Genomic DNA, 12,971 nt, shown 5'->3' with positions numbered 1-12,971 from the left:
CACCATGGAGGGATGCACCTTCGTTCCCTCTTCCTGCCCGTCGCCGCGACCAGCCCTCGGGACCTGGCCGAGCGCGCACTGCAGCTCATCCTCGGTCTGTTCCTGTACGGGGTCGCGCTGGGGTTGATGGTGCGCGGCGGCATCGGCGTCTCGCCCTGGGATGTGCTCGCGCTCGGCATCGCGGGGCAGTCAGGTCTCGGCTACGGGGTCGTGACGAACCTCGTGGCGGTCGTGGTGCTGCTGCTGTGGATCCCGCTGCGGCAGCGCGTCGGGCTGGGCACGCTCCTCAATGCGCTCCTGATCGGTCCGAGCGCCGACCTGACTCTCGCCGTCCTCCCTGCGCCGCCGTCGATCTGGGTGGGTGCTCCGATGTTCCTGCTCGGCCTGGTGCTGCTGGCGTTCGCGACCGGCCTCTACATCGCGGCGAACTTCGGACCGGGGCCGCGGGACGGACTGATGACGGGTCTGGTGCGTCGTACCGGTTGGCCGGTCTGGCTCGTGCGCACCCTCATCGAGGGCAGCGTGCTCGTCGTCGGTTTCGTGCTCGGGGGCCCGGTGGGCGTCGGCACCGTGCTCTTCGCGCTGGGCATCGGGCCCCTGGTCGGATGGTTCCTCCCGCGGATCACGGCGCTCCGTGAGGCGCGTTCGCTTCGGCTCGAGCGTACGCCGGCGGCGTAGCGTTCGACCCCATGCAAGAGGCCCTCGGAGCAGCAGCTCCGAGGGCCTCTCACGTGCGATCGTCAGTCGACGCTGGCGAAGGCGACGACGGCGTTGTGCCCACCGAAGCCGAACGAGTTGCTGATCGCGATCTGCGGGCCGTCGCCGAGCGGAGTGGGCTCGCCGGAGAGACGGAACGGCACGGCCGGGTCGGGCTCGGTCATGTTGATCGTCGGCGGGGCGACGCGGTCGCGCAGCGCGAGGATCGAGAAGATCGCCTCGAGCGCTCCGGTGCCTCCCAGCAGGTGGCCGGTGGAAGCCTTGGTCGCCGACACGGGGATCTCGTTGAGACGCTCGCCGAAGACGCGCTTGAGGGCGACGTACTCGTTCGGGTCGCCCACCGGGGTCGACGTGGCGTGCGCGTTGATGTGCGTGACCTGGTCGGGGGTGACCCCGGCTTCCTCGAGGGCCTGCGTCACCGCACGTGCGGCTCCGGTGCCCTCGGGGTCGTTCCCGGTGATGTGGTACGAGTCGGCGGTGATGCCGCCGCCGATCAGATAGGCGTAGATCTTCGCGCCACGCGCCTTGGCGTGCTCCTCGGTCTCGAGGATGAGCGCGGCGGCGCCTTCGCCCATGACGAAGCCGTCGCGGTCGATCGCGCCGGGGCGGGAAGCCGTGGCCGGGTCGTCGTTGCGACGCGACAGCGCTTGTGCCGACGAGAACGACGCCATGGTGATGGGGTGGATCGCGGACTCCGTCCCTCCGGCGATTACCACATCGGCGAGGCCGTCCTGCAGGTGGTGGAAAGCGTGGATGAGCGACTCGGTGCTCGAGGCGCAGGCGCTCACGACGGTCTGCGCATAGGCGCGGGCCTGGAACTGGAGCGACAGGTTGCCGGCAGCGGCGTTGGCCATCAGCATCGGCACGGTCAGCGGCATGACGCGACGCGGACCCTTCTCGCGCAGGGTGTCCCACGCGTCGAGGAGCGTCCAGAGTCCGCCGATTCCAGTGGCGAAGTCGACGCCGAGGCGCTCGGGCTCGACTTCGGGGGAGCCGGCATCCGCCCACGCCTCGCGCGCGGCGATGAGGGCGAACTGCGACGAGGGGTCGAGCCGCTTCGCCTCGTGGCGGGGCAGGACCTCTTCGGGGCGCACGATGGCCTCGGCGGCGAAGGTGACGGGCAGCTCGTACTGCTGCACCCAGTCGTGCTCGAGTGTGCGGGCGCCGGACACGCCTGCGAGCAGGTTGGCCCAGTTCTCCGGAGCGGTTCCGCCGATGGCGGAAGTGGCGCCGATGCCGGTGACGACGATGCGCTTGGTCATGGTGTGGTTCCTTGTCGAGCGGTGGTTCGAGCGGATTGCGGGCAAGGCGGAGGATGCCACGCCCCGCAGGCGCGGGGGTGGCATCCTGCGGGGATTACTCCTGGCCTGCGACGATGAAGCTGACGGCGTCGCCGACGGTCTTCAGGTTCTTGACCTCGTCGTCGGGGATGGTGACGCCGAACTTCTCCTCGGCGTTGACGACGATCGTCATCATGGAGATCGAGTCGATGTCCAGGTCGTCCGTGAACGACTTCTCGAGGGCGACCTCGGAAGCGTTGATGCCGGTCTCGTCGGTGATCAGCTCTGCGAGGCCTGCGAGGACCTCATCGTTGGTGAAAGCCATGTGGTCTTCCTCTTTCTTGCGGGTTGTATTCGGAACCGTGGAACAGTCTAGGGAAGGTCGGGTCGTTCTCAGGGGAGGACGACGACCTGAGCGGCGAACACGAGACCCGCGCCGAAGCCGATCTGCAGTGCCAGGCCGCCCGAGAGCTCGGGATGCTCGGCCATCAGGCGGTGGCTGGCGAGCGGGATCGAGGCGGCCGAAGTGTTGCCGGTCGTTTCGATGTCGCGCGCGATCACGGTGGTCTCGGGCAGCTTGAGCTGCTTGGCGAACTCGTCGATGATGCGCATGTTCGCCTGGTGCGGGATGAACGCGGCGATGTCGGTCGGCTCGACGCCGGCCTTGTCGAGCGCCTCACGGGCGACCTTCGCCATCTCCCACACCGCCCAGCGGAACACGGTCTGACCCTCCTGGCGGAGCGTCGGCCATGGCACCTCGCCGTCGCGGAACTGCGTCAGGGTCCCGTTCATGCCCACCGCGTCGGCCTTCGAGCCGTCGGAACCCCACACCGCAGGGGAGATGCCGGGCGTGTCGCTCGGGCCGATCACGGCTGCGCCGGCACCGTCGCCGAGCAGGAAGGAGATGCTGCGGTCGGCGGGGTCGACCACGTCGGACAGCTTCTCCGCGCCGATCACGAGCGCGTAGCGGGCCGCTCCGGCCCGGATCAGCGCATCCGCCTGGGCTACCGCGTAGGAGTACCCGGCGCACGCGGCGTTGATGTCGTACGCGGCAGCGGGGTTCGCGCCCACGCGGTCGGCGACGATCGCCGAGACCGAGGGGGACTGCTTAGGGTTGCTGATCGTGGCCACGATCACCAGGTCGATCTGGTCGGCAGGAACGCCGGACTTCTCGATGGCCTCTGCGCCGGCGATGGCGGCGAGGTCGATCGCGTCGGTGCCCTTGTCGGCGCGGACGCGGGTGATGATGCCCGTGCGCTGACGGATCCACTCGTCGCTCGAGTCGATCGGGCCGATCAGATCGTCGTTCGGCACGAAGTTCTCGCCGCGCGCCGCGCCGTAGGAGTAGATGCGCGTGTAGGCGGGGCCCGTGATCTGGGTCAGGGTGGCGCTCATGCGGCTTCTCCGTTCAGCAGCGCGACGGCTGCATCGAGGTCTTCAGGGGTCTTGACGGCGACGGTGGGGACGCCGCGCAGGCCGCGCTTGGCGAGACCGGTCAGCGCGCCGGCCGGGGCCAGCTCGATGAGTCCGGTGATGCCGTGCTCGGCGAAGGACGTCATGCACCTGTCCCAGCGCACGGGCGAGGAGACCTGGTCGACCAGGTACGCGAGCGCCTGTGCGCCGTCGGAGACGACGGAGCCGTCGCGGTTCGTCCACAGGGTGATCTGCGGGTCGGCAGGAGTCACGGAGGCGACCGCGTCGCGCAGGGCGGCGACGGCGGAGGCCATGTAGCCGGTGTGGAATGCGCCGGCGACCTGCAGGGGGATCACGCGCGAGCCCTTGACCGGCTCCTCGGCCAGCGCGGCCAGCGCGGGGAGGGAGCCGGCGACCACGAGCTGGCCGCCGCCGTTGTAGTTGGCCGGTGAGAGTTCGAGCTCGGCGACGCGGGAGAGGATGAGCTCCTCGTCACCGCCCAGGACCGCGCTCATGCCCGTGGGGGTCTGCGCCGCGGCATCGGCCATCGCGCGTCCACGGATGCCGACGAGGCGCATTCCGGTCTCGGCGTCGATGACACCGCTGCCGACCAGGGCGGCGATCTCACCCACCGAGTGGCCTGCGATGCCGTCGGCGGTGCGGCCGCCGTGCGCGCGGATGGCGTCAGCGGCGATGAGCGAAGCGGCGACGATCAGCGGCTGAGCGACACGTGTGTCGCGGATCGTGTCGGCATCCGAGACGGTGCCGTGCGCGTGGAGATCGACCTCCGCGGCCTCGGAGTAGGCGGCGAGGCGATCAGCCACACCGTCGAGCTCCAGCCAAGGGGAGAGGAAACCGGGGGTCTGCGAGCCCTGACCAGGGCAGACGACGACAATCACCAGTCCAGTCTGCCAACGATTGCGCGTGAGCGGTGGATGATCCATCACAAGATTGCGCGAAACCCTTGTGTGTGGCGCACAGCGCCCGAGGGCGGACTCAGCGGGTCGGGCGACGCAGAGCTGGGCGTCGACGTCCTTGCTCCGCGGCGCCGATCGATCCGAGGATCAGCGCGGTCTGCAGGATGAGCGCTTCGCGGGGCCCGGTGGCGTCCCAGCCGATGACCTCGCTGACCCGCTTGAGCCGGTAGCGCACCGTGTTCGGGTGCACGAACAGCTCGCGAGCGGTGGCCTCCAGCGAGCGGCCGTTGTCGAGGTAGCTCCACAGCGTGGTCACCAGATCGGTCGAATGGGCCTGCAGCGGGCGGAAGATCCGCTCGATCAGCGTCTGCTTCGCCAACGGGTCACCGGCGAGGGCGCGCTCGGGTAGCAGATCGTCGGCCTCGACGGGGCGCGGAGCGTTGCGCCAGGCCCGGGCGACGGCGAATCCGGCCAGTGCCGCCCGCGCACTCTGGCTCGCATCGACCAGTGCGGCGACCGCCGGGCCGAGCACGACGTAGCCGGGGCCGAAGGACGGTTCGAGACGGGTCGCGATCTCGAGGAAGCCGAGCTCGTCGTCGTCTTCCTCGTCTTCCTGTCCGGCGATCCTGGCGCGTCCGAGGACCAGCACCAGGCGGGAGCCCTGCACGCCGATCAGCACGTCGACCGCGAGCTTGCGGGCCGTGCGGCGCACCTGATCCACGTCGAACTGCGGGGGAGTCGTGCCGACCAGCACCGCGACCTCGCCGTGGCCATGCCAGCCGAGGGCGGCGATGCGGCTGGGGAGTTCCTCGTCGGCTTCGCCGGTGAGGATCGAGTCGACGACGAGTGCTTCCAGCCGGGCGTCCCAGAGCCCGCGCGCTTCGGCGGCACGGGCGTACACGTCGGCCGCGGCGAAGGCGACGTCGCGCGAGTACAGCAGTATCGCCTCGCGGAGGTCATCGCCTCGTCCCGCGACGCGCTCCTCCGTGACCTCGACCGTCACACGGATCAGCTGCAGGGTCTGCTGGAGGCTGACGCTGCGCAGCAGTTCCCGAGGAGCCGCGGCGAAGATGTCCGCCGCGATCCACGGAGTCGAGGTGGGGTCTTCGTACCACTGGATGAACGAGGTTATGCCGGCCTGAGCCACCAGCCCGACCGCAGAGCGTCGGGCCGGTGGCATGTCGGCGTACCAGGGGAGGGTGTCCTCCAACCGCTTGATCGTCACCGAGGCGATGTCACCGGAGATCCGGCGCAACCAGGTGAGCGTCGCGGTCTTGTCCATTCCGCGTGGCGAAGAACCTGTCACCGAGGGCTCAGCTTTCGCCACCTGCGTTGCCGCTGGTGCCGGCGTTCACGTCGTGCAGCCGGTACTTCTCGATCGCCTGCGCGGCGAGCGAGCGGTCCACGACGCCATCCTCGGCGAGCGACTGCAGGGTGCGTACGACGACCGAGGGGCCGTCGATCTTGAAGAAGCGACGCGCGGCTGCACGGGTATCGGAGAATCCGAAGCCATCCGCGCCCAGCGTGGCGAAGCGCTGCGGCACCCACGGGCGGATCTGGTCCTGGACCGCGTGCATGTAGTCGCTGACGGCGATGACAGGGCCCTCGGCGCCCTGCAGCTTCTGCGTCAGGTACGCGGTGCGCGGCTCGGCCTCCGGGTGCAGGAAGTTGTGCTCGTCGGCGGCCAGGCCGTCGCGGCGCAGCTCGGTCCACGAGGTCACGGACCACACGTCTGCCACGACGCCCCAGTCGTCCTTCAGCAGCTGCTGGGCTTCGAGAACCCAGGGCACCCCGACTCCGGAGGAGAAGAGCTGGGCGCGGGGGCCCTCTCCCTCGCCGACCGAGATGCGGTGGATGCCACGGACGATGCCGTCGACGTCGACATCCGCCGGCTCTGCGGGCATCACGAGGGGTTCGTTGTAGAGCGTGATGTAGTACATCACGTTCGGGTCCTCGTGCTGTCCGCCGTACATGCGCTCGAGACCCGAGCGCACGATGTGCGCGATCTCGTAGCCGTAGGCCGGGTCGTACGAGACCGTCGCCGGGTTGGTGGCGGCGAGCAGGTGCGAGTGTCCGTCGGCGTGCTGCAGGCCCTCACCCGTGAGGGTGGTGCGACCGGCGGTGGCGCCCATGATGAACCCGCGAGCCATCTGGTCGCCGGCGGCCCACTGGGCATCGCCCGTGCGCTGGAAGCCGAACATCGAGTAGAAGATGTAGATCGGGATCAGCGGCTCGCCGTGCGTGGCATACGACGTGCCGGCGGCCGTGAAGGCCGCGAGGGCGCCGGCCTCGTTGATGCCGACGTGCACGATCTGGCCCTGCGGGCTCTCCTTGTAGGCGAGGAGGAGCTCACGGTCGACCGACGTGTAGTGCTGGCCGTTCGGGTTGTAGATCTTCGCGGTCGGGAAGTACGCGTCCATACCGAACGTGCGCGCCTCGTCGGGGATGATCGGCACGATGCGGTGGCCGAAGTCCTTCGTGCGCAGCAGGTCCTTCAGCAGACGGACGAACGCCATGGTCGTGGCGATCTCCTGCGTGCCGGAGCCCTTCTTGGGCAGGGCGTAGGCCGCGTCGTCCGGCAGCGAGAGCCCGACGTGGGTCGAGCGGCGCTCCGGGAGGAAGCCGCCCAGAGCCTGGCGACGCTCGAGCATGTACTGGATGGTCTCGTCCTGAGGGCCCGGGTTGTAGTACGGGGGCAGGTACGGGTTCTCCTCGAGCTGCGCATCCGTGATCGGGATGTGCATCGCGTCGCGGAACGTCTTGAGGTTGTCCAGCGTCATCTTCTTCATCTGGTGGGTCGCGTTGCGGCCCTCGAAGTGCGGACCGAGACCGTAGCCCTTGACGGTCTTCGCGAGGATGACGGTGGGCTTGCCCTTGTGCTCGGTCGCGGCCTTGAAAGCGGCGTAGACCTTGCGGTAATCGTGGCCACCGCGCTTGAGGTTCCAGATGTCGTCGTCGGAGTAATCCTTGACCAGTGCAGCGGCGCGCTCGTCGCGGCCGAAGAAGTGCTCGCGGATGTACGCGCCGGACTCGGCCTTGTACGTCTGGAAGTCACCGTCGGGGGTGACATTCATGAGGTTGAGCAGTGCACCCTCGGTGTCGCGGGTGAGCAGGTCGTCCCACTCGCGACCCCAGATCACCTTGATGACGTTCCAGCCGGCGCCGCGGAAGAAGGACTCGAGTTCCTGGACGATCTTGCCGTTTCCGCGCACAGGGCCGTCGAGGCGCTGCAGGTTGCAGTTGACGACGAAGGTGAGGTTGTCGAGCCCCTCGTTGGCTGCGACCTGGAGCTGTCCGCGGCTCTCGACCTCGTCCATCTCGCCATCGCCGAGGAAGGCCCAGACATGAGAGGCAGACGTGTCCTTGATGCCGCGGTTCTCGACGTACTTGTTCGACATCGCCTGGTAGATGGCGTTGATCGGGCCGAGGCCCATCGACACGGTCGGGAACTGCCAGTAGTCCGGCATGAGACGCGGGTGCGGGTACGAGGGGATGCCGTGCGGCGCGCGCGACTTCTCCTGGCGGAAACCGTCGAGCTCGTTCTCGCTCAGGCGTCCTTCGAGGAAGGAGCGTGCGTAGGTGCCGGGGGAGGCGTGGCCCTGGATGAAGATCTGGTCTCCGCCGCCGGGGTGGTCCGCGCCCTTGAAGAAGTGGTTGAAGCCGACCTCGTACAGAGCAGCCGAGGACGCGTAGGTGGAGATGTGTCCGCCGACGCCGATGCCGGGACGCTGCGCACGGTGGACCGTGATCGCGGCGTTCCAGCGGATCCAGGCCCGGTAACGACGCTCGACCTCTTCGTCGCCGGGGAACTCCGGCTCGTTCTCGGCTGCGATCGTGTTGATGTAGTCCGTCGTCGGGACCATCGGCACGCCCAGGTGCAGCTCCTTGGAACGCTTGAGCAGGCTGAGCATGATCTCGCGGCCACGGCCGTGGCCCTTGGCCTCAACCAGCTCATCGAGCGACTGCTGCCACTCGCCGGTCTCTTCCGGATCGCTGTCTTGGGGGCCCTGGGAATACGGATCCTGGTCGTGCACAGTCACGGGGGAGCCTTTCGTCAAGCTGGCAGGTCATGCCAATGAAACGGGAAGCGACGCGGGCAGCCTTGTCGGCTGTGCACAACGCGTGCCGCCCTCAGCCTATCCCTCTTCCACGACACCGGCGCGCATCGATCGCCCGATAGACTGTCGAGTGTCAGGGCCTTTAGCTCAGCTGGTAGAGCGCCACGTTTACACCGTGGATGTCGTCGGTTCGATCCCGGCAGGGCCCACCGTTTCTTCTCCACCCGCCTGCGCCACGCCGGACGAGCACCGTCAGACGATTTCGAGCGTGTAGGCCAGGATGACCGCGTGGACGCGATCCCGCACGCCGAGCTTCGCGAAGATGCGGTTGACGTGCGTCTTCACCGTCGCCGGCGTGAGGTGCAGCTGCGCGCTGATCTCGGGATTGGTGAGTCCCGTGGCGATCGCCAGGAACACGTCGTGCTCGCGCGGAGTGAGACGGTCCAGCGGCGGAGGCCGACGGTCGCCCCCGGACGCGGGGGCGCGTTGTGCGTAGTGATCGATGAGCCGCTTGGTGATGCGCGGCTCGACGACCCCGTCTCCGGAGGCGACGGTGCGGACGGCGGCGGTGAGCGCCTCGGGCGTGCTGCTCTTGAGGAGGAAGGCGCTCGCACCCGCCTGGAGGCCGCCGAAGGCGTACTCGTCGATGTCGAAGGTGGTGAGGATGATGACCCTGATGTCGGGATGTGCGGCGGTGATCTCTCGGGTGGCGGCGATGCCTCCGATGCCCGGCATGCGTACGTCCATCAGCACGACGTCGGGCCTGCACATCTCCGCCATGGCGATGCCCTCTTCGCCGCTGCCTGCTTCTGCGACCACCTCGATATCGTCGGCGCTGTCGAGGACGAGCGCGTTGCCCATGCGCACGAGGGGCTGATCGTCGACGACGAGGACGCGCACCGGAGCCGGACTCATGAGGGATCCGTCTCGCTTTCGTCGTCGAGCCGCAGGGTCGCCGTGGTGCGCCACCCGCCGGCGGGGAGCGGTCCGCTGCTGGCGGCTCCCGCGAACGCGGCTGCGCGTTCAGCGATGCCCTGCAACCCTCTGCCGCTGCCCTGGGGCGGTGCATCCGCGGCTGTCGCGTGTCCGTCGTCGGTGACCGTCAGCGAGACCGCGGTCCCGTCGGACTCGATCCGCACGTCGACCCGGGTTGCTCCTGCGGCGTATCGCAGGGCATTCGTGAGAGCTTCCTGGGTGATGCGGTAGATCGTGGTGCTCAGCGTCGGGTCGTCCGGGATCGCCGTGCCGACGCGGATCACGGGCGACTCGAGCACGCTGCGCGCGGCGATCAGGCCCTCAGCGTTCCTGACACGAGCGAGCCGTCGCCGCGCGACCACTCCGGTCAGGAACGGCCCGACGATGTTCAGCGCGGCCATCACCGCCACCAGCACGACCACGATCGCCACGGTGATCCCGACAGCGCCCCAGCTCGCGGACGGCAGCTGCAGCAGGATGATCCCCCCGACGAGGATCGCGACGCCCACGAGAAGCCGGACCCGATGCAGCCGGGGAGCGTTCACCCGCATCCGGACACCCAGCGGCGAGACGATCACTCGGCGTAGCCCGGCCGCGGCGCTGAACGTGGACACGCCTGTCAGCGCGACGAGCAACAGGCAGAGCCCCCACACCGGAAGCCATATCTCCGCCAGCGGAGCGGACCTCCCCGCGACCGGGATGAAGGTGAGGGCGGGGGCCAGTGCTGCGTATCCGAGAAGCCCCGTGATCGCCCCCACCAGAGCCAACAGCGAGGCTTCGATCATGGTGACGCCGCGCACCCACCCCGATGATGCGCCGAGCAGACGGAGCACCGCCAGCCGGTCTTCCCTGCGGCGCACGGAGAGCCGGGCCGCCGAGGTTCCCACGGTCGCCGCCGGCACCACGAGCACGGCCAGAAGGCCTGCTGCGAGGATCTTGTACTGCCCGAAACCGTCGTCGGGCGCGACCCAGAACAGTCTGGCCAACGCCACCGCGAAGTACGTCACCGTCCCGACCATCGCGGACGCGACGACGGGCAGCACCAGCGTGGACGCATCGCCGGATGGGGGGCGAAGAAGCACCGAGAGCACCTGCCACCTCATCGGGGCGCCTCGTCACTGTCGATCCGTCCGTCGCGCAGACGGACCACCCGATCGCACCGCGCTGCCACGCGCTCGTCGTGCGTCCCCACGACCAACGAGCGCCCGCGCTCCGCGGTGGCGGCGAGAAGCGCGCCGAGAACGTCGGTTGCCGTGCGTGAATCGAGCGCGCCGGTCGGCTCGTCAGCGAAGATCACCTGCGCCTGGGTCGCCCGCGCTCTCGCGATGGCCACACGCTGCGCCTGCCCACCGGAGAGCTGCCCGATCCGTCGCCCGCTGATCCCGTGAAGTCCCAGCTCGTCGAGGAGGTTCTCGGCGGTGTGAGCGGCTTCCGCCCTGCGCGCGCCGTTCAACAGCAACGGCAGAGCGACGTTCTCGGCAGCCGTCAGCTCCGGAATGAGCATCCCCTGTTGGAAGACGAAGCCGAACTCCGTCAACCTCAGCGCGGACCGCTCGCGATCCTTCATCGTCGCGACGTCCACGGTGCCTCGTGATGTGCGCAGCATCACCGTGCCGGCGTCGGGACGAACGATCCCGGCGAGGATGTGAAGCAGCGTGCTCTTTCCTGATCCGGACGGTCCCATGATCGCCACCGACTCTCCGTCCCGGATCGAGAGTGCGACGTCCGCCAGCGCGACGGTCGCCCCGTAGCGATGCGACACGTCGGCGGCAGCTATGCGCGTGATGTCGGTCTGCGCCTGCGCAGGCCCTTGAGCGCTGATTCTCGCCATGTTGTCAACGGTAGAAACGGTCCGGACCGCTGACCACCACCCACGGGTTGATGTTGGGTAGGCTTCCGCAGCGATGCCGGATGAGGGCCCGGGCGTACTCTGGGCCGATGACGACCCGACCTCTCACGAACTGGCATTCCGCACAGGCAGAGCAGCTCACGCGCGGCGAGCGGGCGGCTGACCGGCTCCGAAACGGCATGGGCTCGTGGTTGTTCATCGGCGGGTTCGTGCTGTTCATGGTCGCGTGGGCCGCGATCAACATCACCGCGGTGAAGTGGGATCCGTATCCGTACATCCTGCTCAACCTGTTCCTCAGCATGCTTGCCGGTCTCCAGGGTGCGATCCTGCTGATCGCAGCGAAGCGGCAGGATGCCATCGCGGCGGCCCTCGCCCAGCACGACTACGAGACGAACCTCGCGGCGAAGAAGGAGATCGAGGAGCTGATGGAGATCAATAGGATGCAGCTGACACTGCTGCAGGAGCTTCGCGTGGGTCTTCCGTCTCACGTGGCGCAAGAGGAAGGGGCGGGCTCATGACATCGACGACACATCCCGGAGAACCGCATCGTGGTGATCTCGCCGGGCGGCTGAACTGGCTCAGGGCGGGCGTGCTGGGTGCGAACGACGGCATCGTCTCGGTCGCATCACTCGTGGTGGGCGTCGCCGGCGCGACGACCGACTCCGCACCGTTGCTCGCGGCGGGCGTGGCCGGACTCGTAGGCGGTGCGATCTCGATGGCGCTGGGGGAGTACGTGTCGGTGAGCAGCCAGCGGGACAGCCAGCAGGCGCTGATCGAGAAGGAGCGCGGTGAGCTGGCTGCCGACCCGGCGACTGAGCTGGACGAGCTGACGGGGATATATGAGGCGAAAGGCCTCCGACCGGAGACTGCACGGCTCGTGGCGGAGGAACTGACCGCGCACGATCCGCTGACGGCGCACCTCGAAGCGGAGCTGGGCATCACCGAAGATCACATCGTCAGCCCGTGGGCGGCGGCCGGTTCGTCGGCGCTGGCATTCGCCCTCGGGGCGCTGCTTCCGCTGCTGGCGATCCTGTTGCCTCCTCCGGAAGTCCGCGTGCAGGTCGCGTTCGCGGTGGTGCTGGTGGCTCTCGCACTGACCGGATTCATCAGCGCGAGAATCGGCGGGAACCCCGCGATCAGGCCGACCATCCGTGTGGTGATCGGCGGGGCGCTCGCGCTGGGAGTCACCTTCGGCATCGGCACCTTGCTGGGAACGAGCGGTGTCGCCTGAATGCCGGCGACGATTCTCTTGTGCGAGACGAACTGCTCGACCGCGCCAGTCAGGACCGCACCGTGACGCTCGCGAACATCGGAAAGCTCAAACCGGAGACGCACAAGGGGCAACCGTGTGCAGTACGGCAGGGACGGCGGAACGGGTGAGGAACCGCTGGGAAGCCCCCGGTTCCGCCCCCTCGAGGAGCCCTCAAGACGAACTTCTTGCTGGTCTCCGACACTTTCTTGACGTACGCTCTTTCTGCGGAGGCTCTGCACAGAGGGTCGAAGCCATGTAGCTGCATGTCTGGGAAGCGTTGTCGAATCGCGGAGTTTCTGCGTGTGTTCTCCTGCTCACGAGCGATCGGAACGCGGAGAACCGTTATCGACTCGACTCCGAACTGCTCGGGATGCGCGCGGCGGAGGGGTCGCGTCCATTCTCGGAGCGCTAATCGGTGTGCCGTCGCGAGATGTCGACGCGGTGGCGCGTGATGAAGTGAACTGCACGATAAGTGGATCAGGGGCCGGATCCGATGAAGTACTCCCGCCC

General features: G+C 68.4%; 12 protein-coding genes and 1 tRNA gene. 4 read left to right on the top strand and 9 right to left on the bottom strand.

Features of this window, described 5'->3' with window-relative positions; genetic code table 11:
- The first annotated feature begins 12 nt into the window (after window positions 1-12).
- Window positions 13-678, top strand: coding sequence for a membrane protein YczE (gene yczE, locus KZC51_RS12515; protein ID WP_247630278.1), 666 nt, complete (start codon window positions 13-15; stop codon window positions 676-678).
- Between the two features lie 62 nt (window positions 679-740).
- On the opposite strand, the gene KZC51_RS12510 is transcribed toward yczE, so the two are convergent.
- The 6 genes from KZC51_RS12510 to aceE all read right to left on the bottom strand — a co-directional run bounded on the left by KZC51_RS12510 (window position 741) and on the right by aceE (window position 8,367).
- Window positions 741-1,979, bottom strand: coding sequence for a beta-ketoacyl-[acyl-carrier-protein] synthase family protein (locus KZC51_RS12510; protein ID WP_247630277.1), 1,239 nt, complete (start codon window positions 1,977-1,979; stop codon window positions 741-743).
- 94 nt (window positions 1,980-2,073) lie between these two features.
- Complete coding sequence (locus KZC51_RS12505; RefSeq protein WP_017830435.1) at window positions 2,074-2,322, bottom strand: acyl carrier protein; 249 nt, start codon at window positions 2,320-2,322, stop codon at window positions 2,074-2,076.
- A gap of 68 nt (window positions 2,323-2,390) precedes the next feature.
- Complete coding sequence (locus KZC51_RS12500; RefSeq protein ID WP_247630276.1) at window positions 2,391-3,392, bottom strand: beta-ketoacyl-ACP synthase III; 1,002 nt, start codon at window positions 3,390-3,392, stop codon at window positions 2,391-2,393.
- On the bottom strand, window positions 3,389-4,309 hold the full coding sequence (locus tag KZC51_RS12495) for an ACP S-malonyltransferase (protein WP_247630275.1): 921 nt from the start codon (window positions 4,307-4,309) through the stop codon (window positions 3,389-3,391). Before KZC51_RS12495 ends, KZC51_RS12500 begins: the two co-directional genes overlap by 4 nt.
- Before the next feature lie 97 nt (window positions 4,310-4,406).
- Window positions 4,407-5,609 (bottom strand): PucR family transcriptional regulator, encoded by a 1,203-nt coding sequence (locus KZC51_RS12490; RefSeq protein ID WP_247630274.1) that lies wholly within the window; start codon window positions 5,607-5,609, stop codon window positions 4,407-4,409.
- Window positions 5,610-5,640: 31 nt separating this feature from the next.
- Complete coding sequence (aceE, locus tag KZC51_RS12485; RefSeq protein WP_247630273.1) at window positions 5,641-8,367, bottom strand: pyruvate dehydrogenase (acetyl-transferring), homodimeric type; 2,727 nt, start codon at window positions 8,365-8,367, stop codon at window positions 5,641-5,643.
- 154 nt (window positions 8,368-8,521) lie between these two features.
- On the opposite strand from aceE, the gene KZC51_RS12480 reads away from it, so the two are divergent.
- A tRNA-Val gene (locus KZC51_RS12480) sits at window positions 8,522-8,594 on the top strand.
- 43 nt (window positions 8,595-8,637) lie between these two features.
- On the opposite strand, the gene KZC51_RS12475 is transcribed toward KZC51_RS12480, so the two are convergent.
- From KZC51_RS12475 to KZC51_RS12465, 3 genes are read right to left on the bottom strand one after another with little or no spacing between them, the layout of a single operon-like run.
- A complete protein-coding gene (locus KZC51_RS12475; protein WP_247630272.1) occupies window positions 8,638-9,300 on the bottom strand; it encodes a response regulator in 663 nt (220 codons plus the stop codon).
- Entirely contained in the window at window positions 9,297-10,442 is a 1,146-nt protein-coding gene (locus KZC51_RS12470; protein WP_247630271.1) for an ATP-binding protein, read from the bottom strand. The genes KZC51_RS12475 and KZC51_RS12470 overlap by 4 nt, the downstream gene beginning before the upstream one ends.
- A gap of 17 nt (window positions 10,443-10,459) precedes the next feature.
- Window positions 10,460-11,191: an ABC transporter ATP-binding protein gene (locus tag KZC51_RS12465; protein WP_247630270.1), complete on the bottom strand. Its 732-nt coding sequence runs from the start codon at window positions 11,189-11,191 to the stop codon at window positions 10,460-10,462.
- Window positions 11,192-11,298: 107 nt separating this feature from the next.
- Here KZC51_RS12465 and KZC51_RS12460 point away from each other — a divergent pair, with 107 nt between their 5' ends.
- Together KZC51_RS12460 and KZC51_RS12455 are read left to right on the top strand one after the other, a co-directional pair.
- Entirely contained in the window at window positions 11,299-11,727 is a 429-nt protein-coding gene (locus tag KZC51_RS12460; RefSeq protein WP_247630269.1) for a DUF1003 domain-containing protein, read from the top strand.
- Complete coding sequence (locus KZC51_RS12455) at window positions 11,724-12,440, top strand: VIT1/CCC1 transporter family protein (protein WP_247630268.1); 717 nt, start codon at window positions 11,724-11,726, stop codon at window positions 12,438-12,440. The genes KZC51_RS12460 and KZC51_RS12455 overlap by 4 nt, the downstream gene beginning before the upstream one ends.
- Window positions 12,441-12,971 lie beyond the last annotated feature (531 nt).

It is taken from the genome of Microbacterium croceum, from assembly GCF_023091245.1.
In the GTDB taxonomy this organism is placed as follows: Bacteria; Actinomycetota; Actinomycetes; order Actinomycetales; family Microbacteriaceae; genus Microbacterium; species Microbacterium croceum.
Note: the sequence above shows the minus strand (reverse complement) of the source record. Positions and strands in the feature narration are given on the sequence as shown.

Excerpts from the sequence above, each read along its gene's own strand:
- yczE (WP_247630278.1), top strand. The coding sequence starts at position 13 with ATGCACCTTCGTTCCCTCTTCCTGCCCGTCGCCGCGACCAGCCCTCGG.
- KZC51_RS12510 (WP_247630277.1), bottom strand. The coding sequence starts at position 1,979 with ATGACCAAGCGCATCGTCGTCACCGGCATCGGCGCCACTTCCGCCATC.
- KZC51_RS12505 (WP_017830435.1), bottom strand. The coding sequence starts at position 2,322 with ATGGCTTTCACCAACGATGAGGTCCTCGCAGGCCTCGCAGAGCTGATC.
- KZC51_RS12500 (WP_247630276.1), bottom strand. The coding sequence starts at position 3,392 with ATGAGCGCCACCCTGACCCAGATCACGGGCCCCGCCTACACGCGCATC.
- KZC51_RS12490 (WP_247630274.1), bottom strand. The coding sequence starts at position 5,609 with ATGGACAAGACCGCGACGCTCACCTGGTTGCGCCGGATCTCCGGTGAC.
- KZC51_RS12475 (WP_247630272.1), bottom strand. The coding sequence starts at position 9,300 with ATGAGTCCGGCTCCGGTGCGCGTCCTCGTCGTCGACGATCAGCCCCTC.
- KZC51_RS12465 (WP_247630270.1), bottom strand. The coding sequence starts at position 11,191 with ATGGCGAGAATCAGCGCTCAAGGGCCTGCGCAGGCGCAGACCGACATC.
- KZC51_RS12460 (WP_247630269.1), top strand. The coding sequence starts at position 11,299 with ATGACGACCCGACCTCTCACGAACTGGCATTCCGCACAGGCAGAGCAG.
- KZC51_RS12455 (WP_247630268.1), top strand. The coding sequence starts at position 11,724 with ATGACATCGACGACACATCCCGGAGAACCGCATCGTGGTGATCTCGCC.